The 19,742-nt window shown below is 68.7% G+C and carries 19 protein-coding genes; 12 read left to right on the top strand and 7 right to left on the bottom strand.

The features are described 5' to 3' along the window. The first annotated feature begins 163 nt into the window (after nt 1-163). Nucleotides 164-2,737, top strand: coding sequence for a trehalose-phosphatase (gene otsB / locus NY1_RS26440; RefSeq protein WP_067718815.1), 2,574 nt, complete (start codon nt 164-166; stop codon nt 2,735-2,737). A gap of 196 nt (nt 2,738-2,933) precedes the next feature. Beyond that, nucleotides 2,934-3,875 (top strand): metal ABC transporter solute-binding protein, Zn/Mn family, encoded by a 942-nt coding sequence (locus NY1_RS26435; RefSeq protein ID WP_067718813.1) that lies wholly within the window; start codon nt 2,934-2,936, stop codon nt 3,873-3,875. On the opposite strand, the gene NY1_RS45170 is transcribed toward NY1_RS26435, so the two are convergent. Beyond that, nucleotides 3,872-4,006: a hypothetical protein gene (locus tag NY1_RS45170; protein WP_267888447.1), complete on the bottom strand. Its 135-nt coding sequence runs from the start codon at nt 4,004-4,006 to the stop codon at nt 3,872-3,874. The genes NY1_RS26435 and NY1_RS45170 overlap by 4 nt on opposite strands. A gap of 187 nt (nt 4,007-4,193) precedes the next feature. Between NY1_RS45170 and NY1_RS26430 the strand changes: the two genes are divergently transcribed. Continuing rightward, nucleotides 4,194-5,027, top strand: coding sequence for a metal ABC transporter ATP-binding protein (locus NY1_RS26430; RefSeq protein ID WP_439956042.1), 834 nt, complete (start codon nt 4,194-4,196; stop codon nt 5,025-5,027). After that, the gene (locus NY1_RS26425) at nt 5,024-5,902 is read left to right on the top strand and encodes a metal ABC transporter permease (protein WP_067718810.1); all 879 of its coding nucleotides are present in this window, start codon (nt 5,024-5,026) and stop codon (nt 5,900-5,902) included. The genes NY1_RS26430 and NY1_RS26425 overlap by 4 nt, the downstream gene beginning before the upstream one ends. 171 nt (nt 5,903-6,073) lie before the next feature. On the opposite strand, the gene NY1_RS26420 is transcribed toward NY1_RS26425, so the two are convergent. Beyond that, nucleotides 6,074-6,985 (bottom strand): HhH-GPD family protein, encoded by a 912-nt coding sequence (locus tag NY1_RS26420; protein ID WP_305778656.1) that lies wholly within the window; start codon nt 6,983-6,985, stop codon nt 6,074-6,076. 193 nt (nt 6,986-7,178) lie between these two features. On the opposite strand from NY1_RS26420, the gene NY1_RS26415 reads away from it, so the two are divergent. Both NY1_RS26415 and NY1_RS26410 read left to right on the top strand, forming a co-directional pair. After that, entirely contained in the window at nt 7,179-7,802 is a 624-nt protein-coding gene (locus tag NY1_RS26415; RefSeq protein WP_067718807.1) for a carbonic anhydrase, read from the top strand. A gap of 189 nt (nt 7,803-7,991) precedes the next feature. After that, nucleotides 7,992-8,654: a DUF4232 domain-containing protein gene (locus tag NY1_RS26410; RefSeq protein ID WP_067718803.1), complete on the top strand. Its 663-nt coding sequence runs from the start codon at nt 7,992-7,994 to the stop codon at nt 8,652-8,654. A gap of 178 nt (nt 8,655-8,832) precedes the next feature. Here the strand turns inward: NY1_RS26410 and disA are convergent, their stop codons facing one another. The 3 genes from disA to NY1_RS26395 all read right to left on the bottom strand — a co-directional run bounded on the left by disA (nt 8,833) and on the right by NY1_RS26395 (nt 12,203). Then, on the bottom strand, nt 8,833-9,936 hold the full coding sequence (gene disA / locus NY1_RS26405) for a DNA integrity scanning diadenylate cyclase DisA (protein ID WP_067719078.1): 1,104 nt from the start codon (nt 9,934-9,936) through the stop codon (nt 8,833-8,835). Between the two features lie 76 nt (nt 9,937-10,012). Further along, nucleotides 10,013-11,413, bottom strand: coding sequence for a DNA repair protein RadA (gene radA, locus NY1_RS26400; RefSeq protein WP_067718800.1), 1,401 nt, complete (start codon nt 11,411-11,413; stop codon nt 10,013-10,015). Nucleotides 11,414-11,525: 112 nt separating this feature from the next. After that, complete coding sequence (locus NY1_RS26395) at nt 11,526-12,203, bottom strand: copper chaperone PCu(A)C domain-containing protein (RefSeq protein WP_084535370.1); 678 nt, start codon at nt 12,201-12,203, stop codon at nt 11,526-11,528. A 405-nt stretch (nt 12,204-12,608) separates the two neighbouring features. Between NY1_RS26395 and carD the strand changes: the two genes are divergently transcribed. From carD to NY1_RS26365, 6 genes are all read left to right on the top strand, one after another. Next, the gene (carD, locus tag NY1_RS26390) at nt 12,609-13,097 is read left to right on the top strand and encodes an RNA polymerase-binding transcription factor CarD (protein ID WP_019931623.1); all 489 of its coding nucleotides are present in this window, start codon (nt 12,609-12,611) and stop codon (nt 13,095-13,097) included. A gap of 2 nt (nt 13,098-13,099) precedes the next feature. Continuing rightward, nucleotides 13,100-13,843: a 2-C-methyl-D-erythritol 4-phosphate cytidylyltransferase gene (gene ispD, locus NY1_RS26385; protein WP_084535354.1), complete on the top strand. Its 744-nt coding sequence runs from the start codon at nt 13,100-13,102 to the stop codon at nt 13,841-13,843. A gap of 14 nt (nt 13,844-13,857) precedes the next feature. Next, nucleotides 13,858-14,325, top strand: a complete 468-nt coding sequence (ispF, locus tag NY1_RS26380) for a 2-C-methyl-D-erythritol 2,4-cyclodiphosphate synthase (RefSeq protein ID WP_067719073.1) — start codon at nt 13,858-13,860, stop codon at nt 14,323-14,325. Between the two features lie 107 nt (nt 14,326-14,432). Continuing rightward, the gene (gene cysS, locus NY1_RS26375; RefSeq protein ID WP_067718796.1) at nt 14,433-15,824 is read left to right on the top strand and encodes a cysteine--tRNA ligase; all 1,392 of its coding nucleotides are present in this window, start codon (nt 14,433-14,435) and stop codon (nt 15,822-15,824) included. 208 nt (nt 15,825-16,032) lie between these two features. Beyond that, nucleotides 16,033-17,016, top strand: a complete 984-nt coding sequence (gene rlmB, locus NY1_RS26370; RefSeq protein WP_067718793.1) for a 23S rRNA (guanosine(2251)-2'-O)-methyltransferase RlmB — start codon at nt 16,033-16,035, stop codon at nt 17,014-17,016. 130 nt (nt 17,017-17,146) lie between these two features. Beyond that, nucleotides 17,147-17,425 carry a DUF4190 domain-containing protein gene (locus NY1_RS26365; protein WP_067718791.1) on the top strand — a complete coding sequence of 93 codons (279 nt, stop codon included), beginning with the start codon at nt 17,147-17,149 and terminating at the stop codon, nt 17,423-17,425. Nucleotides 17,426-17,428: 3 nt separating this feature from the next. Here NY1_RS26365 and NY1_RS26360 read toward each other — a convergent pair whose 3' ends face one another. After that, nucleotides 17,429-18,238: an enoyl-CoA hydratase/isomerase family protein gene (locus NY1_RS26360; RefSeq protein WP_067718788.1), complete on the bottom strand. Its 810-nt coding sequence runs from the start codon at nt 18,236-18,238 to the stop codon at nt 17,429-17,431. Between the two features lie 305 nt (nt 18,239-18,543). Then, complete coding sequence (locus tag NY1_RS26355; RefSeq protein WP_067718786.1) at nt 18,544-19,716, bottom strand: acyl-CoA dehydrogenase family protein; 1,173 nt, start codon at nt 19,714-19,716, stop codon at nt 18,544-18,546. Nucleotides 19,717-19,742 lie beyond the last annotated feature (26 nt).

Raw genomic sequence — 19,742 nt, 5'->3', positions numbered from 1 at the left:
GTGACTGGTCAAGGGGGGTTCGCACAGCGGAACCGGACAATCGGTGAACGAGACGCAAGTGTCTTGTAAACGCTATGTATCACCACACATACGAAGGGGAAACCAGTACCCAGTAGCATCACTCGCGCCCTGAAAAATCTCCTCCGATCATTAGGTTGGATGCGTGAGCGCACAGGATTTGCCACTCGAACTTCGCCGTGCGTTGGCGGCCATCGCCCGCGTGCCACGGCTGCTGGTCGCTTCGGACTACGACGGGACGATCGCGCCCATCGTCTCCGACCCCGCGAAGGCCTATCCCCATAGGGAATCCGTCAGCGCCCTGCGCGCCCTGGCTTCCCTCACCGGCACCACCGCCGCCGTCATCTCCGGGCGTGCCCTGCGAGATCTCGCGGCCCTGTCCCGGCTGCCCGTCGAGGTCCAACTCATCGGCAGCCACGGTTCCGAATTCGATGTCGGCTTCGTGCACGCCATCGACAACGACGCCAAACAACTACTGCAAGAGGTCACCTCGACCCTCACCCAGATCGCGCAGGACAATCCCGGCGCGACGGTCGAGATCAAACCCGCCTCCGTGGCATTGCACGTCCGCAATGCCAGCCCCGAAATCGGCCGCCGCGCACTGGTTCAGGTCCGGCAGGGCCCCGCCAGCTGGGTGGGCGTGCAGATCACCGAGGGCAAGGAAGTCATCGAACTCGCGGTCGTCGAGACCGACAAGGGCGCGGCCCTCGACATCGTCCGGCATCAGCAGGGCGCTTCGGCGGCGGTGTTCATCGGTGACGACGTCACCGACGAGAAGGCCTTCAAACGGCTCTCCGGGCCCGATGTCGGCATCAAGGTGGGCGACGGGGAAAGCCTCGCCAAGTACCGAGTCGCCAGCACCGAGGAGGTGTCGAAGGCGCTGGCGTTCCTGCTCGAGGAACGCCGCACATGGTTGGCAGGTGCCAGCGCCCCTCGAATCGAGCGGCTGACCATGCTGGCCAGCCCGCGCTCCAAAGCCCTTGTCACCCCGGACGGCACCATCACCTGGCTGTGCCATCCCGAACCCGATTCGGCGGCGGTGTTCGCGCACCTGCTCGGCGGGCCGGGCGCGGGCCACTTCACCATCCAGCCGGAGCGCGCGGGCCTGCCGCTGTCGCAGCGGTACGTCGACGGCACCATGACCGTCGAAACCCGTTGGTCCAGTTTGCAGGTGGTGGACTACCTGCCGCACGATGTCGTCCCCGAGCGCACCGACCTGACCCGCGTCATCACCGGTGACGCCAAGGCGGTCATCACCTTCGCGCCGCGACCGGAATTCGGTCAGGTGCCGGTGCGCATCGTGCACGCGGCCGGCGGGCTGAAGGTGCAGGGCACCAACGATCCGATCGTGCTGCGCTCCCCCGGCGTGGAGTGGGAGATCCTCGACGAGGGCAACCATCACACCGCGCGGGCCGTGGTCGATCCCGCACAGGGCCCGATCGTGCTCGAAATGCGCTGCGGCACCTCCGATCTCGCCCCCGCCATGACCCCCGAGGCGGACCGGCGGCGGGAAGCCGAGCGGTACTGGTCGGAATGGGTCGGCACGCTGGAACTGCCGCCGCTCAAGCCCGATCTCATGAAGCGGTCCGCGCTCACCCTGCGCGGGCTGGTGCACGCACCGTCCGGTTCCATCCTGGCGGCGGCCACCACCTCGCTGCCCGAGGACATCGGCGGCGTGCGCAACTGGGACTACCGCTACTGCTGGCTGCGCGATGCCTCGCTGACGGCGTCCGCGCTGGTCTCGCTGGGCTCGGTCGGCGAGGCCGAGGAACTGCTGGCCTGGGTGCACCGGGTGCTGGAGACCCTGCCGGGACCCGAACGGCTGCACCCGCTCTACACGCTCTACGGCGAGACCCTGCCGCCCGAGGCCGTCATCGACCAGCTGCCCGGCTATGCCGGATCGCGGCCGGTGCGCGTCGGCAACGCGGCGAACATGCAGGTGCAGCTGGATGTTTTCGGTCCCATCGTGGACCTGATCTCGCAGCTGGCCCACGCGCGCGAGCGCAAGGGCATCACCGATCCGGCCAAGGCGCTGCCCGACGCCGATTGGGAATTGGTGCACGCCATGGTTTCCGCGGTGCAGCGCCGCTGGCGCGAACCTGACCACGGCATCTGGGAGATCCGCGGCAATCCGCGGCATCACGTGTACTCCAAGGTGATGGGCTGGCTCACCGTAGACCGTGCCCTCACCCTCGCCCGGCAGTTCGGCCGTCCCGCCGATCTGGACTGGGAAGCCCTGCGCGACACCATCGCCGACGAGGTGAAGTCCGAGGGCTGGAACGAGGAAGTGCAGTCCTACACCGCCGCCTACGAGGGCACCGACCTCGACGCGGCCACCCTGCACATCGGCCTGAGCGGTCTGATCGACCCCTCCGACCCCCGCTTCGCGGCCACCGTCGTCGCGACCGAAGCCGAACTCCGCAGCGGTTCCACCGTCTACCGCTACCACCACGACGACGGCCTGCCCGGCGGCGAAGGTGGCTTCCACCTGTGCGCCGCGTGGCTGGTCGAGGCGTATCTGCTCATCGGCAAGCGCGAGGACGCGGAAGCGCTCTTCGCCCAGCTGGTCGATGTGGCGGGTCCGACCGGTCTCCTCTCCGAGGAGTACGACCCCGTCGCCGAACGGTCCCTGGGCAACCACCCGCAGGCGTACAGCCACCTCGGCCTGCTGCGCTGCGCGCAGCTGCTGAGCCAGCCGGTCGCCGCACTGACCACGTAGGTCCACCGGACCTGAGAGAGATGGCCCCCGCGAACTGACGTTCGCGGGGGCCGTCCGCGTTTCGGGGGCGGGGTGCCACCCACGTGTCCCCCACCACAACCGGGCGGTCGGATTACTGCCCTGCTGGACACTTGCGCTACATTTTAATGGCAATCGTTTTCGTTTTAGTTAAGCGTCAGGTTCCAGGAGTTACCGCGTGAACAAGAGATTTGCCCGAGGATTCGCGTTCTTCGCCGCAGGGCTCGCCGCAGTGGCAACCCTGACCGCTTGCGGGAGCTCGAAAAACGCTTCCGATCAGCTCACCGTGCTGGCCTCCACCAATGTGTGGGGCGATATCGCCAAGACCGTCGCCGGCTCCGATGCCAAGGTCGAGTCCCTGATCTCCGATCCCAGCGCCGACCCGCACTCGCACGAGGTCAGCCCGCTGGAAGCCACCAAGATCCAGGATGCCTCGCTGGTCGTCTACAACGGCGGCGGCTACGACGAGTTCATCGACAAGGCCATCAGCGGCAAGAACAAGAAGACCGTCAACGCCTTCGAGATCGCCACCGGCCACGACGAGCACGCCGAGGCCGCGAAGTCGCAGCCGACCGAGACCGCGGGCCACAACCACGGCGATACCAACGAGCACGTCTGGTACGACCCGCACACCGTCGGCCACGTGGCCGAGCAGATCGCCGACGCTCTCGGCGAACTCGACCCGGACCACAAGCAGGGCTACGCCGATCGCGCCACCGCCTTCGTCACCCAGCTGGCCGGTATCGAGGCCATTACCGCAAAGATCGCCGCCGAGCATCCGAACCAGCCGGTCCTGCAGACCGAACCGCTGGCCTACTACCTGCTCGTGGACGCCAAGGCCGACGACCGCACCCCGCATTCCTTCCAGGAAGCCGTCGAACAGGGCACCGACCCGTCCCCCGCGGATGTCGCCGTCGTGCGAGACCTGTTGAACGGCAAGCAGGTTCGCGCCCTCGTCTACAACATCCAGACCGAGGACAAGGCCACCAAGGACCTGCGCGCCACCGCCGACAAAGCCGGCGTCGCCGTCGTCGAGGTCACCGAAACCCTGCCCGAGGGCCAGAACTACGTGCAGTGGATGACCGCCAACGCCCAGTCCCTGGCCAAGGCGCTCGGCTAGGCCCGCGCCATGCCCACCGTTCCGCTCAGCGAGGACATCGCCGCGACCGCATCCCGGTCCCGGCGGAATTCCCCGGACGCCCACTCGGCGTACGGGGAATTCCCTGCTCCCGGAACCGGTTCGACAGCCACGACCCCCACCCGGACCGCAACCCCCACCGGGAGCACCGCCATGAACGCGCACCACGCTGTATCACCGCCGCTCGCCCGCCCCGACGTAGCGGCAGACGAAGACGCAACGCCCGCAACCGAATCCGTGAGCCCCTCCGACACGACTCCGCCCGTCGCCGAAATCCGCACGCCCGCCGCGGGAGCCGCGATTCCCGCGGTTCGGCTGACCGGGGCGCGGCTGGCGTTCGGGGAGCGCACGCTGTGGCAGGACCTGGATCTCGAGGTGCGGCCGGGCGAGTTCATCGCGGTGCTGGGGCCGAACGGGTCCGGCAAGACGTCGATGCTGAAAATGCTGCTCGGGCAGGTGAAGTTGTCGGCGGGGACCGTGGAGATCGCGGGCTCCGCGGCGCACACCGGGAATCCGGATATCGGGTATGTGCCGCAGCAGAAGACCATCGACGGCGGGGCGCAATTGCGCGGCGTCGATCTGGTCGGGCTCGGCGTGGACGGGCATCGGTGGGGATTCGGGCTGCGCGGCCGCAAGGAACGCAAAGCCAAAGTGGCGCAGGCCATCTCGGACGTCGGGGCGGAGCGGTTCGCGTACGCGCCGCTGGATGTGCTCTCCGGTGGCGAACAACAGCGGCTACGGGTGGCGCAGGCGCTGGTCGGGGATCCGCGGGTGCTGCTGTGCGACGAGCCGCTGCTGTCGCTCGACATGGCCAATCAGCGGCTGGTGTCGGAGCTGATCGACAAGCGCCGGCGCAGCCACGACACGGCCGTCCTGTTCGTCACCCACGAACTGAATCCCATTCTGCCGCTGGTGGATCGGGTGCTGTACCTGGTCGACGGCAAATTCCGGATCGGCACACCGGACGAGGTGATGACCTCCGAGGTGCTCTCCGAGCTCTACCGCACCCAGGTCGACGTACTGCGCGTGCGCGGGCGGCTGGTCGTGGTCGGCACCGGCGACAGCATGGACGCGCTCGGCTCGGCCGGGCACTGCCACGGCGAGGATCCGAACTGCCACGAGGACAAGGCATGATCGACAAACTCTCCGGCGTCTTCTCGAAGATGTTCGACTTCTCCACCACCGGGCACCTGCTGTCCTACGACTTCGTACAGCAGGCGGTGCTGGCGGCGGCGCTGCTCGGCCTGCTGGCCGGGGCGATCGGCCCGCTGATCATCAGCCGGCAGATGTCGTTCGCGGTACACGGCACCAGCGAGCTCTCGCTCACCGGCGCGGCGGCGGCGCTGCTCGCCGGCATCGGCGTCGGCCTGGGCGCGATCATCGGCTCGGTGGTGGCGGCCGTCCTGTTCGGCGTGCTGGGTTCCCGTGCCCGCGAACGCGATTCGGTGATCGCGGTGGTGCTCTCGTTCGGCCTCGGCCTGTCGGTGCTGTTCCTGTGGCTCGGCCCGGAACGCGCGGGCTCCAAGTTCTCGCTGCTCACCGGCCAGGTGGTGAGCGTCGGCAACAGCGGGCTCACCCTGCTGGCGACCTGCACCGCCGGGGTGCTGATCGTGCTGGCGGCCATCTACCGGCCGCTGCTGTTCGCCAGCACCGATCCGGAAGTGGCGGTGGCGCGGGGTGTTCCGGTGCGCGCGCTGTCCATCGTGTTCGCGGTGCTGCTCGGCATCACGGCGGCGTTCGGCGTGCAGATCGTCGGCGCGCTGCTGGTGCTCTCCCTGCTGATCACCCCGGCGGCCGCGGCGGCACAGCTCACCGCCAGCCCGGCGCGCGCGGCGATCCTGGCCATCGTGTTCGCCGAAACCGCGGCGGTGGGCGGCATTCTGCTCTCGCTCGCGCCCGGCGTGCCGGTATCCACCTTCGTCACCGGCATCTCGTTCACCATCTATCTCGTCTGCCGCGTCGTCGGCTCCCGGACGCGAGCCCGCCGCCGCGCGCTCGTTCCCGCCTGACCTCACGCTCTTCCACCCATCCGGCGCAGCTGAGCCGCCCAGCCGGATGCGGCACGACCCCGGAAGAGCGTGGGGCTGCCATCTGCCGCATGAGGGGCGGCAGATGGTGCCCCGCCGCACCCCTTCCCGCGTGACGCCCCCTCGTCCCGTGTGGGGAGGGGTGCGCGCATTTCAGGCTTCGCCCGCCAGGGCGAACAGGCCGTCGGCGGTCTGCTCGATCAGGCCGTCGACCAACAGCGAGTCGAGGGCGCGGTCACGCTGGCCCGGATCGCGAGTCCAGGCCAGGTCCAAGCGGACTCGTTCGACGGGGCCGGTGGCGGCGCGGAGCACATCCATGAGGCGGCCTCGGGCCTGGCGATCGGTGCCCTCGTACTTCTGGACGCGGCGGACCACGTCGGACGCCGGGCGGCCCGCGGAAACCCAAGCGCACGAAGGCAATGGGCATCGGGCGCAATCCGGGGTGCGGGCGGTGCAGACGGTCGCGCCGAGCTCCATCAAGGCGGCGGAGAAGACGGCCGCGCGATCCACCTCGGCGGGCAGCAGCGCTTCGGTTTCGGCGAGGTCGCGCGCGGCCGGATTGCCCGCTTCGGCGCGGCCGTGCACGGCGCGGGCGACGACGCGGCGAACATTGGTGTCCACCACGGGGACTCGCTGGCCGTAGGCGAAACAGGCCACCGCGCGAGCGGTGTACGCGCCGATGCCGGGCAGGCTCAGCAAGACATCCACGTCGGTCGGCACCTCATCACCGTGATCACGTGCGAGCACCTGGGCGCATTCGTGCAGCCGCAGCGCGCGGCGCGGATAGCCGAGTTTGCCCCAGGCCCGCAGCACCTCGCCTTGGGATTCGGCGGCCATGGCCGAGGGCACGGGCCAGCGCGCTACCCATTCCCGCCAAATCGGTTCCACTCGAACCACCGGGGTCTGCTGGAGCATGATCTCGCTCATCAAGATCTGCCACGCCGTCACCTCCGGCCGCCGCCAGGGCAGATCACGGGCGGTTTCGCCGTACCAGTCGATGAGCACGTCGCTGTCCACGAAGACCTCCTGCCGGCAACCGGAGCCGGGATTCCCCCACGAGCTCACGCCAGCGATGGTATCCATGGCGCACGACAGCATTCCCGCCCGCCCGCACCCGGGCACGCGGCAATCGGCCATCCGGGACGAATCGGTGAATCCACCGTCTCACCGGGGGCCGTGTGAGGTGGTCGGTCCCTCTTTGCCCGACCGTAACTTCGCAGACTCGCCGGTAACCGACGACGTATGGAAAATGGGACACATGCCGCATTCCAACCCGATCAGCGCCTGGAAATCCCTGCGTGAAGGGAATGAGCGCTTCGTCAACGGCGCGTTGCAGCACCCTAGCCAGGGGGCCGCCGATCGCGCCAAGCTCGTTTCCGGACAGCAACCGCAGGCCATTCTGTTCGGCTGCGGCGACTCGCGCGTGGCCGCCGAGATCATCTTCGATCAGGGCCTCGGCGATATGTTCGTGGTCCGCACCGCCGGTCACGTGGTGGACAGTTCGGTGCTCGGCTCCATCGAGTACGGCGTGCAGGTGCTGAACGTGCCGCTCATCGTGGTGCTCGGTCACGACAGCTGCGGGGCCGTGCGCGCCACCATCGACGCGCTCGACCACGGCAATGTGCCGGGCGGGTTCATTCGCAGCGTGGTGGAGCGGGTGACGCCGTCCATCCTGATCGGGCGGCGCGAGGGCCTGAGCGAGGTCGACGAGCTGGAAGCGCGCCACGTGGAGGAGACCGCGCGCCTGCTCATGCAGCGTTCGATGATCATCTCGCAGCGGGTGGCCACCGGCGAGTGCGCCATCGCCTGCGTCACCTACAACCTGGGCGAGGGCCAGATCAAGCTGCACCGCGTGATCGGCAATATCGGCGAGGTCGTGTAGCACCGGACCAAACGGACACCTTGCGGAGCTCGCGGACGATACCGACCGCGCCGCAAGGTGTTTCGTCTTTCCGGGGCCCGCCACGCCGCCGCCGGGCGCGGAAATGTACCTGTCGCGTAGGCCGTTTCACCTCCGACACGCCGAGACCCTGCCGGGGATGCGTCCGACGGTGCCCTTACCGTTGTCAGCGTGCTGGAACCGAATGGACCGCTGCCGCCGGAAATCTACTGGCGTCGTCGCGCACTCGCGATCGGCGCACTGGTGGTCGCCCTCGCGATAGTGATCTGGGTGGCTTTCGCACTGCTGCGCGGCGGCGGTGGCGACGACGCCAAGGCCGACGGCAAGACCACCACGTCCGCGGGCGCGACCAACAAGCCCGCCGGAAGCTCCTCCGGCGCACCGGAGTCGAGCGCGCCCAAGCCCAGCGGCAGCGGCGCCAGCGCGGCGCCCGCGGCCTCCGGGCAGTGCCCGGACCAGTCGCTGGCCGTGAAGGTGAATGTCGGGCAGCCGACCTACAAGACCGGTGAGCAGCCGGTGTTCGGCATCGTCATCACCAATATCTCCAGCAGCGCCTGCGAGCGGGACATGGGTTCGGGGCTGCAGCTGGTGTCGGTGCAGTCGCTGGACGGGCAGCGCAAGCTGTGGGCCTCCACCGACTGCTACCCGGACGGCACGCCCGACGTGCGCACCCTCAATCCGGGCCAGCAGGCCGCCTTCACCGTCACCTGGTCCGGGGCCACCTCCGCGCCGGGCTGCGCGGGCGAGCGCGTCGCCGTGTCGCCGGGGCCGTACACCGTTGTGGCACAGCTGGGTTCGGTACGCAGCTCCCCGGAACCTTTCAATATCGCCTGAACTGTTCCGCCTCCCCGCGACTTCGGCGCACGGCTGAGAGCCGTCGCCAGTTGGCATGCGGGGCGGCGGTTCGGAGCCGAACCGATTCTGGGCGTACCCGATGAGTTACCCCGGTCGTCCCGAAATCAGCTGTCGCGTTCGCGTACGGAACGGTCCGCCTTCGTCGTTCCGGCTCGGCTCACGGGTGGCGGTGGTCGCCGAGCCGGGCCACACCCTCACGAATGCGGCGCGCCAGTACGGGATTCATGCCCTCCACCGCTTCCAGATCGGCCGGAGTGGCCTCCAGAAGCGCGCGTAGCGTACCGAACACGGCGACCAAGGGTTCGACCCGCCGGAAGGGGACGCGCGGGATCTGGGCGAGCAGGCGGTAACCGCGCGGCCCGACCGCGGTCTCCACGGCTTCCGGGGTGGCCGGATAGCCAAGGGGCGGAGCCAGATTCGCCAGCTCCACCAGATCGGCGTCGTCTAGCCGGTCCAGGCGGGCCAGCGCCCGGTCCACCTGGGTCTCCCCCGCCGCCTCGGCGACCAGGTAGTCGCGCACCAGCAGGCGGCGCAGGTTCTCGGTGTCGGCGACCAGTTCGGTGAGCTGCAGGGCCAGCTGGCGGCCGTCCACGCCGAGCTCCAGGACATCCTGTTCGATCTCGCCCGCGGTGCGGCGCAGGAGTTCCAGGCAGTGCAGGACGGTGAGCACGTCGCGCAGCGTCGCGAAGTCCTCCAGCTCCAGCGCGGACAGCCGGCGGGTCAGCTCGTCGAGCCGGAAACGGTAGCGCTGCAACGTGGCCATGGCCTGATTGGCCCGCGACAGGATGGTCGCCGAATCCTGCACCAGATGCCGGCCGCCCTGCATGTACACGGTCACCAATCCGGTGGAACCGCTCACCGACACCACCGGATATCCGGTCTGCAGCGCGGTGCGTTCGGCGGCTTTGTGCCGGGTCCCGGATTCCACCGTCGGCAATCCCGGATCGGGCACCAAATGCACATTCGCGCGCACGATCCGCATACCGTCGGTGGAAAGCACCACCGCACCATCCATTTTCGATAATTCGCGCAAGCGGGTGGGCGCGAATTCGGCATCCAATTCGAATCCGCCGTCGCAGATTCGCTCCACTCGATCGTCGTATCCGAGCACCACCAAACCACCGGTGCCGGCCCGCAGAATTCGATCGATTCCATCGCGCAATTGCGTGCCCGGCACCAGGCGCGCGATCACGTCCCGGACCACTTCCGCCGAATTCTCCTGACCAGCCGCGGAATCGCCGGCACTCGCGAGCACCGGCATCGAACGACCGAGCAGCCCGTTCATCCAGCGTCCCGCCATCACCCGCGCCCTCTCCGGCTCGCCCCCGCCACGATCGTCATTCGGCCAATTCCTCGCGCGGCCGTTCCCGCCGCCGCCCGCGCAGCCCGGTGATGGCCAGCGCCGCACCGAGATCCGCGACCTCGCGCAGCGTCATGCTACGGCCGGCGCGGTCCACGCCCGGCGGCACCAGCGCCTCGGTGAACCCCAGCCGCTCGGCCTCGGCCAGCCGCCGCGACAGCCCGGTCACCTGCCGGACCTCGCCCGCCAGCCCGACCTCGCCGAGCACCACCATGCCGCTGGGCAGCGCCCGGTCCATGCCCGCGCTCGCGATGGCAAGCGCGACAGCCAGATCCGCCGCCGGTTCCACCAGCCGCATGCCGCCCACGGTGGCCGCGTACACGTCCTGCTTGCCCACGTAGACGCCGCCACGGCTCTGCAGCACGGCCAGCACCATCGAAACCCGGTTGTAGTCCAGGCCGCTCACGGCGCGGCGCGGCGCGGGCGCCTGGGTGTCGACGGTCAGGCCCTGCACCTCGCCGAGCATGGGCCGCTTGCCGTCCATGGCGACGGTGACCGCGGTGCCCGGCACGGCCGCGCCCCGGTGATGCAGGAACAGGCCCGACGGATCGTCCACGCAGTGGATGCCGGCCTCGCGCATCTCGAAACAGCCGACCTCGTCGGTACTGCCGAAACGGTTCTTGATGCCGCGCACCATGCGCAGCGAGGAATGCTTGTCGCCCTCGAACTGCAGCACCACGTCCACCAGATGCTCCAGCGTGCGCGGCCCGGCCACCGCGCCGTCCTTGGTGACGTGCCCGACCAGCAGCACCGCGATACCGCTCGCCTTGGCCAGCGAGGTGAGCGCCGCCGTCACCGACCGCACCTGGGTGACGCCGCCGATCACGCCGTCCGCGTCGGCGGCCAGCATGGTCTGCACCGAGTCCACCACCAGCAGTGTGGGTTTCACCTGCTCCACGTGCCCCAGAATGGTCCCCAGATCGGATTCCGCGGCCAGGTACACCTTTTCGTGCACCGCGCCGGTCCGGTCCGCCCGCAGGCGCACCTGCCCCGCCGATTCCTCGGCCGTCACGTACAGCGCGATCTCGTCCCGCACCCGCGCCCACCGATGCGCCACCTCGAGCAAGAGCGTCGACTTGCCCACCCCCGGCTCGCCCGAGAGCAGCACGACGGACCCGGGAATGATCCCGCCGCCGAGCACTCGATCGAGCTCCGAAACCCCCGTCGACCGGGCGAACGTCTTGTTCGCGTCGATCCCCGTGATCGGCACCGCCGCGGTGCTCGGCAACATGGCCCGCCGCCCCACGGACACCGCCGCCGCCGAGGCAGCCACCTCCTCGATGGTCCCCCAGCCCCCGCACTCCGGGCACCGGCCCACCCATTTGGCGACCTCGTGCTGGCAGTCGGCACAGCGATACAGCGATTTCACCTTGGCCACGCGGGCAGCCTAACCAGCCGCCCCGACAGGTCCGGGCAGCCCGCCCCCGGCAAAAGATCGCGCCCCGCTTCGGTTTCCGAAGCGGGGCGCGATCGAGGCTGTGGGGCGGGGCTCAGTGGCCGCCCTTCTTCTCACCCTCGGCGGAGACGGGCTCCGGGCGCGGGTGGTCCGGGCCGGCGTCGACCGGGACGTTGACGACGACGGTGCCGGCGTCCTTGAAGTTGAAGGTGACCGGGTAGGTCAGGCCGGGGGTGACGTCCTTGGTCAGCCCGATGACCTCGATCAGGACCGGCTTGGCGTCCGGGTCGGCGACCTTCTCCGACGCGGGGGCGGCCGCGGAGGTGGTGGCGCCGTGCGAGTCGTGCCCGGCCTCGGCCGCGCCGTGCTCGTCCTTCTTGGCGGCGCTCTCGGCCTTGTCGGCGACCACGGTGGCCTGCGGCTTGATCTCGACCTTGGAGGCGATCTTGACCGGGCCCAGGTCGGTGGTGATGCTGACCAGCTCGTCGGTCTTGTACTCGCTCATATTGACGGCGCTGAAGGCGAGCACCGCCTTGCCACCCTTGGCGTTGTTGTACTCCTCGGTCTTCGGCAGCAGGAAGCGCACGTCACGCAGGGCGATATTGCTGACGTTGGCCGCGTTGCCGTTGACCGCCGCGACCTGGCTCGCGGTCTGCGAGATCTGACCGGCACCGCAACCCGACAGCGCGAGCACCGCACCCGCGGCGAGTGCGGCAACGGTCACGGCACGCCGCCGCTTCTTCGACGCAGTGGTGGCTTTCAGGGCAGTCACGGGGTCCTCCATGTCGACCGGGCTCACTCCACTATGGAGAGTAGTAGTCAAAGAGAGTAATCCGTGTCTCGCCGCGCCACACAGGCGGGCGGTGTTGTGGGTGGGACGCACGGGGCGCGTCCGGGCGCGATGATCGAGTGCGCACATCCACATGATCGATTCCGAGTTTGCGTCGTTGCGTTCGCAGCGGATGCAATGTCGTTTATGGGAGGTGCGCACTCGCGTATGCGTGAAGCGCTCCCGCATATGCGTCCGTTTGTAACTCCTTATGGCACAACGGGATGCATACGAATCGCGTTCTGTCAACCCCCGCCGCCGCCTCGTTGTGGCCCTGACCTGCGCCGTTGATCGCGCCGTTACCGAGTCGCATGTTAAACTGTGAACATCGAAAGGGGCACGGGACACATGATTTTTAAGGTCGGAGACACCGTCGTTTACCCCCACCACGGAGCGGCGCTGATCGAAGCTATCGAAACCCGCACCATCAAGGGTGTACAAAAGGAGTATCTGGTCCTGAAGGTCGCACAAGGCGACCTGACCGTTCGGGTTCCCGCTGAGAACGCGGAATACGTCGGCGTCCGCGACGTCGTCGGCCAGGAGGGCTTGGATCGAGTCTTCCAGGTACTGCGCGCTCCGCACACCGAAGAGCCCACCAACTGGTCTCGCCGCTACAAGGCCAACCTCGAGAAGCTCGCCTCCGGCGATGTGAACAAGGTGGCCGAGGTCGTTCGTGACCTGTGGCGCCGGGAGCAGGACCGCGGCCTGTCCGCCGGTGAGAAGCGCATGCTGGCCAAGGCTCGGCAGATCCTCGTCGGTGAGCTCGCGCTCGCGGAAGGTACCGACGACGTGAAGGCCGAGACCCTGCTGGACGAGGTTCTCGCCGCGGCGTCCTGACCGTGAACAGATCAGCCGGCGACTCTCGTGTCGTCGCACTGGTTCCTGCCGCCGGCATGGGTGTTCGCCTCGGTGAAAACAAACCGAAGGCGTTCGTCCACGTCGGCGGCAGTCCCATGCTCGCATTGGCGGTGCAGGGCCTGATCGACTCCGGGTCCGTCGACGAGGTTGTGGTTATGGTGCCCGCCGAACTCGTCGCCGAGACCCGCGCCCTGCTGCCCGACACCCCGACCCCCGTGCACGTCGTGCCCGGGGGCGCCGAGCGCACCGATTCCGTGCGCGCCGGACTCGCCGCCGCACCGGACGCCACCTACGTGCTGGTCCACGATGCCGCCCGCGCCCTCACCCCGCCCTCGCTCATCACGCGCGTGGTGGACGAACTGCGCGCCGGGGCGCAGGCCGTGGTGCCGGGGCTGCCCGTTTCGGACACCATCAAATCGGTGGACGCCGCAGGCGCGGTGACCGGCACGCCCGACCGCTCCGCGCTCCGCGCGATCCAGACGCCGCAAGGCTTCGACGCCGCACTCCTGCGCTCGGCCTATGCCACCGATACCCAGGCGACCGATGACGCGGGCCTGGTCGAACTGCTGGGCGCTATCGTGCGCACCGTGCCCGGAGACACCCTCGCCTTCAAGATCACGACACCGCTCGATCTGATCTTGGCCAATACGCTTGCCGCCCAGCGTGATACCGCCGACACCGTCAGCACCCTTGACCGGACACGCGAGGCGGTGACTGCGCCGTGATCGATCCCGCCTCGATGCGCGTGGGCATCGGCTCCGATGTGCATCCGATCCAGCCCGGCCGCCCCTGCTGGATGGCGGGCCTGCTGTTCGACGGCGACAGCGGCTGCGAAGGTCACTCCGACGGCGATGTCGCCGCCCACGCGCTGTGCGACGCGCTGCTCTCCGCCGCAGGTCTGGGCGATGTGGGCGCGGTCTTCGGCACCGGGAAACCGGAGTGGGAAGGCGTCTCCGGCGCCGCCATGCTGAAGGAAGTCCGGCGGCTGCTGGACGAGGCCGGCTTCACGATTGTCAATGCGGCTGTACAAGTAATCGGGAATCGCCCCAAGATCGGCCCGCGCCGGGCCGAGGCGCAGCAGGTGCTGGGCGAGATCCTGGGCGCACCCGTGTCGGTCTCCGGCACCACCACCGACGGCCTGGGACTCACCGGCCGCGGCGAGGGCATCGCCTCGGTGGCGACCGCCCTGCTCTGTTGTCGGTCCTGATACGCCCTCGGTCCAGAAACCGATTCGAGTAAAAACCTGTTCGCGGCCGACCTCGAAGCCGTATCCGCCCGTAATCCGCTATATCTCAACAGCTAGGATGCTCTGTCGTGACTCTGCGCCTTTTCGACACCGAGACAAGGACCTTGCGTGACTTCACGCCGCTGGTCCCCGGTCATGCCTCGGTGTACCTGTGCGGCGCGACCGTCCAGGGGGAACCGCATATCGGCCATGTGCGCAGCGGCGTCGCGTTCGACGTCCTGCGACGCTGGCTGGCCGCCAATGGATTCGACGTCGCCTTCATTCGCAATGTCACCGATATCGACGACAAGATTCTGAACAAGGCCGCCGAACACGGCCGCCCGTGGTGGGAATGGGCCGCCACCCACGAACGCGCCTTCGACCGCGCGTACGAGGCCCTGGGCGTGCTGCCGCCGTCCGCCGAACCGCGCGCCACCGGGCATATCACCCAGATGGTGCAGATGATGGAACGGCTCATCGAGCGCGGCCACGCCTACCCGTCCGACGGGAACGTGTATTTCGATGTGCTGAGTTTCCCGGATTACGGGAAATTGTCGGGACACAAACTCGACGACGTGCACCAGGGTGAGAGCGCCGGGACCGGTAAGAAGGATCCGCGCGATTTCACGCTGTGGAAGGCCGCCAAGCCGGGTGAGCCGAGCTGGCCGTCGCCGTGGGGTCCGGGCCGCCCGGGCTGGCATCTGGAATGCTCCGCCATGGCCGAGTTCTATCTCGGCGCGGAATTCGACATCCATTGCGGCGGTATGGATTTGATCTTCCCGCATCACGAGAACGAGATCGCCCAGTCACAGGCGGCCGGGGACGGGTTCGCCCGGTACTGGCTGCACAACGGCTGGGTGACCATGAGCGGCGAGAAGATGTCCAAGTCGCTGGGCAATGTGCTCTCCATTCCCAATGTGCTGCAACGGGTCCGGGCCGTGGAACTGCGCTACTACCTGGGCAGCGCGCACTACCGCTCCATGCTGGAGTACTCGGACAAGGCGCTGGCCGAGGCCGCGACCTCGTACCAGCGGATCGAGGCGTTCGTCGAGCGGGTGCGCGAGCGGGCCGGGGAGATCCCGGTCGGCACCTGGACCGACGCCTTCGCCGAGGCCTTGAACGAGGACCTCGGGGTGCCCAAGGCGCTGGCCGAGATCCATCACGTGGTACACGAGGGCAACCGGGCCGTCGAAGCCGGCGACCTCGAGGCCGCGCGCACGCTGGCCGGTCAGGTGCGGGTCATGCTCGGCATTCTCGGGGTCGATCCGCTGGACGCGCACTGGGTGACCCCGGCCGACGACACCTCGGCCATCGCGGCCCTGGACGTGCTCATCGGGGCCGAACTCGAACGGCGTCAGCAGGCCCGCAAGGACAAGGACTGGGCCACCGCCGACGCGGTCCGCGACCGGCTCAAGGCCGCGGGCGTCGAGGTCACGGACACCGCGCAGGGTGCGGAGTGGACATTGACGAAGGACAAGTGAACTTTCCGCCCCCGGGCGGAACGGGTGAGGTTCGGTCGCCGCGTGCGGCAGGACAGTGGAGGCGCTGCCCCCGGGCAGCGCGGATTGACAGGGGCGCAGCCGTTTCGCTGCGCCGACCGGATGCAGGTTTCCCGCAGTGATCGACGGAGCGCGGGTTCTCCCGTGACCGGCGAGTGCGGGTTTCCCGCGTGATACGGAAGGCGAAGTGATGGCAGGGAATTCGGCACGGCGCGGCGCGGTGCGTAAGTCGGGCACCAAGAAGGGGCAGGTCGTCGGGTCCGGCGGCAAGCGCCGCCGCGGGCTCGAGGGCAAGGGCGCGACCCCGGCGGCGGTCGATCGGCCGTACCACGCGGCCGCCAAGAAGGCCAAGGCCAAGGCGAAGGCCGAGAACGCCGCCGCGACCACCCGGTCCCGCAATGCGAGCCGGCCGCTGGCAGGCCGTAAGGACAGCGACGGGCCGGAGCTGGTGCTCGGGCGCAACCCGGTCGTGGAATGCCTGCGCGCCGGAGTGCCGGCGACCGCGCTGTACGTCGCGGTGGGCACCGAGAACGACGACCGGCTCAGCGAGGCCGTGAAGATCGCGGCCGAGACCGGGATCTCGATTCTCGAGGTGCCGCGCACCGACCTGGACAAGATGAGCCACAACGGGCTGCACCAGGGGCTCGGGCTGCAGGTGCCGCCGTACAAGTACGCGCATCCGGACGATCTGGTGGACCGGGTCAAGCAGAGCGCGGAACCGGCGCTGCTGGTCGCCATGGACAACATCACCGATCCGCGCAATCTGGGCGCGGTGATCCGTTCGGTGGCGGCGTTCGGCGGGCAGGGCGTGGTGATCCCGCAGCGGCGCAGCGCCAGCGTGACCGCCGTGGCCTGGCGGACCAGCGCGGGTGCGGCGGCGCGGCTGCCCGTGGCGCGGGCCACGAATCTGACTCGCACGCTGAAGGATTGGGCGAGCCAGGGGTACCAGATCGTGGGCCTGGACGCGGGCGGGGACACCACCCTCGACGAATTCGACGGCAGCGCACCGACGGTCATCGTGGTCGGATCCGAGGGCAAGGGGCTCTCGCGGCTGGTGCGCGAGAACTGCGATTCGATCCTGAGCATTCCGATGGCGGGGCCGGTGGAATCGCTGAACGCCTCCGTCGCGGCGGGCGTGGTGCTCGCGGAAGTGGCGCGGCAGCGGCGCAAGTAGGGCCGAACTCGCCGATCCCGGCGGGGTTTCCGCCGGGAATCAGGTAGTCGATCGTCCAGAAACGGTGTCGCGCAAGCGAACACCGCGCGTCAGCCTGCCGAGTCGGGGCTTGCGAACGTAAAATCGCACGGTGGTCATCCCTGAGCAGCCGATCGGCGCACCTGTTGAGCACGAGCATGCGACGACGGTGTTGCTGCTCGGCGTGCTCAGTCTGTTCTGTTGCGGGGTGCTCGGGCCGCTGGCCTGGGTGCTCGGACGGCGAGCCCTGAACGATATCGAGGCATCCGGCGGGGCCTACGGCGGCCGCGTGCAGGTGATGGTGGGCTACGTGCTCGGCATCATCGGCACGCTGTGGATGATCGCCCTCGCCATCCTGTTCATCCTGATGATCATCGGCGGGAATGCCTGAGGGTCAGTCCAAACCGGGACGTTTGCCGTCGGTGACGGCGTCCCAAGCCGGCCATTCGGTGCTGACGGTGCCGGTCCATTTGGGCTGGCGGCGGTCCTTGAGGGCGGCTACGCCTTCACCGCCGTCGGTGGATTTGGCCACGTAGTCGTTGAGTTCGGTCTCCAGGCGGCCGACGGTCTCCGGGGTCATGGTCGGGGCTTCCCAGAGCAGGCGCTTGGAGAGTGCGACCGGGAGCGGGGCCGAGCCGTGGGCGATGTCGTGCGCGACTTCCAGCGCGGTGGGCAGCACTTCGGTGGCGGGCAGGCAGGCATTGGCGATGCCGAGCGCGCGGGCTTCGTCACCGTCGAAGGTGCGGCCGGTCAGCAGCAGATCGGCGGCATTGGCGCTGCCGATCAGCCGGGGCAGAGTCCAGTGCGCGTAGCCGTCGGCGAGCGCGCCGCGGCGAACCTGGTTCAGCGCGTAAACGGCATCGCGAGCGATATACCGCAAATCGCACTGCAGCGCGATGGTCAGCCCGATCCCGACCGCATGCCCGTTCACGGCCGCGATGACCGGCTTGCGAATCCGGAACGGCGGCGGATCGATCAACCCGTTGACCTCGCCGACCTTCAACGACAGATCCGCCCCCGCACAAAAGGCCGGCGGCGTCCCGGTGATCACCACCGCACCGATGGCGTCGTCATTGTCGCACCGGCGCAGCGCCGCACCGAGTTCCGACGCCATGGCGGGTGTGAGCGCGTTCTGCTGGGCAGGCCGGTTGAGCGTGAGCACCGCGACCCCACCGGACACATCAACATGCAGTTCCGAACTCATGGCCACGAATCCTAGTCGCTGCCCCCGACTTGTCCCGCCCCTTCGGCCAGGGCAGATGCAGGCCGGGGCAGGTAGGCCTACAGGCACCGAGCGGTCCGGAGACGCGTGACCGCTCGTTCGAGAGTGGACTTCCGAGCCCCCGGGTGTGGCGGAGACCAAGTCCCCGAGACGCGGAGGGGCCGGCCAGCAGCCCTCCGACTCTGGCGGGTTCGGGATCGAAGCCCTCCAGGAGTTACGAGAGTTGCTCTCGCCCCCAGCCCCCCGGGGGGTTCGGGGGCGAAGCCCCTGAGAGTTACGAGAGTTGTCTAACCGCGGAGCAGTTTGCGGCCGATGGCGTACTTGTGGACCTCGGTGGGGCCGTCGTAGAGGCGGAAGGCGCGCATATCGCGGAAGATCATTTCGACTACGGTCTCGTCGGAGATGCCGATGCCGCCGAGCACCTGAACGCAGCGGTCGGTGACCTTGAACAGTTCCTCGGAGACGTAGGACTTGGCGATCGAGGATTCGTGCCGCGCCTTCTCACCCTGATCCATCAGCCAGCAGGCATGCCAGATGGTCAGCCGGCACTGGTGCAGCGCGATCTCGTTGTCCGCCAACATGAACGACACGCCCTGATGCTCGCCGATGGTCTTGCCGAAGGCGGTCCGGGTCTTGGCGTAGTCGACGGCGATGGCCTGCGCCCGCTCGGCCGCGCCCAGCCAGCGCATGCAGTGCGTCAAACGCGCCGGCGCCAGCCGCAACTGGGCGTACCGCAGCGCCTGCCCGGTCTCGCCGAGCACGGATTCGCGCGGCAGCACCAGGTTCTCGAAGTTCACGACCGCATGCCCGCCGACATAGTTGCGGTCCATGGTGTTCATGATCCGCTCGATGACGATGCCCTCGGCGTCGCCGTCGCACAGGAACAGCGTCGGCCCCTCGGGCAGGTGCGGGTTGGCGGCCAGGCGGGCCATGATGATCCAGGTCTTGGCCCCGTCGGCGCCGGTGATCAGCCATTTGCGCCCGTTGATGGTGAAGTTCTCGCCGTCGAACACGGCTTCGGTGGCGAGCTGGTTGGGGTCCGAGCCCGCGCCGCCGGGTTCGGTCATGGCGAAGACCGAGCGCTGGTGGCCGTCGATGACCGGCTGCAGGTACTGCTTGGTCTGCTCCGGGTTCGCGATCTTGGAGAGCAGGAACATATTGCCCTCGTCGGGCGCGGCGCAGTTCATGGCGACCGGGCCCAGGGTGGACCAGCCGGACGCCTCGTACAGCACGGCCTGTTCCACGTGGGTCAGCCCGCGACCGCCCAGTTCCTTGGGCGCCTGCACGGTCAGCAGGTTCTCGGCGCGCGCCAATTCGACCAGTTCCTGGCGCAATTCGTCATTGGGCCCGTGCGCGGTCAGGCGCGGGTCGCGCTCGAAGGGGACGATCTTGTCGATGACGAACTGGCGAACCCGATCGCGTTCGGCGGCGAGTTCGGCAGGAATCGTGAAGTCGATCATCGGTGGTCACCATTCACTCTGGGATG

Origin of the sequence: Nocardia yamanashiensis NBRC 100130, from assembly GCF_001613325.1 — a bacterium.
GTDB classification, from domain to species: domain Bacteria; phylum Actinomycetota; class Actinomycetes; order Mycobacteriales; family Mycobacteriaceae; genus Nocardia; species Nocardia yamanashiensis.
The sequence above is the reverse complement of the archived record's forward strand: the minus strand, read 5'-3'. Positions and strand labels throughout refer to the sequence as shown.

Excerpts from the sequence above, each read along its gene's own strand:
- NY1_RS26425 (WP_067718810.1), top strand. The coding sequence starts at position 5,024 with ATGATCGACAAACTCTCCGGCGTCTTCTCGAAGATGTTCGACTTCTCC.
- NY1_RS26415 (WP_067718807.1), top strand. The coding sequence starts at position 7,179 with ATGCCGCATTCCAACCCGATCAGCGCCTGGAAATCCCTGCGTGAAGGG.
- disA (WP_067719078.1), bottom strand. The coding sequence starts at position 9,936 with ATGCCGGTGCTCGCGAGTGCCGGCGATTCCGCGGCTGGTCAGGAGAAT.
- carD (WP_019931623.1), top strand. The coding sequence starts at position 12,609 with ATGATTTTTAAGGTCGGAGACACCGTCGTTTACCCCCACCACGGAGCG.
- ispF (WP_067719073.1), top strand. The coding sequence starts at position 13,858 with ATGCGCGTGGGCATCGGCTCCGATGTGCATCCGATCCAGCCCGGCCGC.
- rlmB (WP_067718793.1), top strand. The coding sequence starts at position 16,033 with ATGGCAGGGAATTCGGCACGGCGCGGCGCGGTGCGTAAGTCGGGCACC.
- NY1_RS26360 (WP_067718788.1), bottom strand. The coding sequence starts at position 18,238 with ATGAGTTCGGAACTGCATGTTGATGTGTCCGGTGGGGTCGCGGTGCTC.
- NY1_RS26355 (WP_067718786.1), bottom strand. The coding sequence starts at position 19,716 with ATGATCGACTTCACGATTCCTGCCGAACTCGCCGCCGAACGCGATCGG.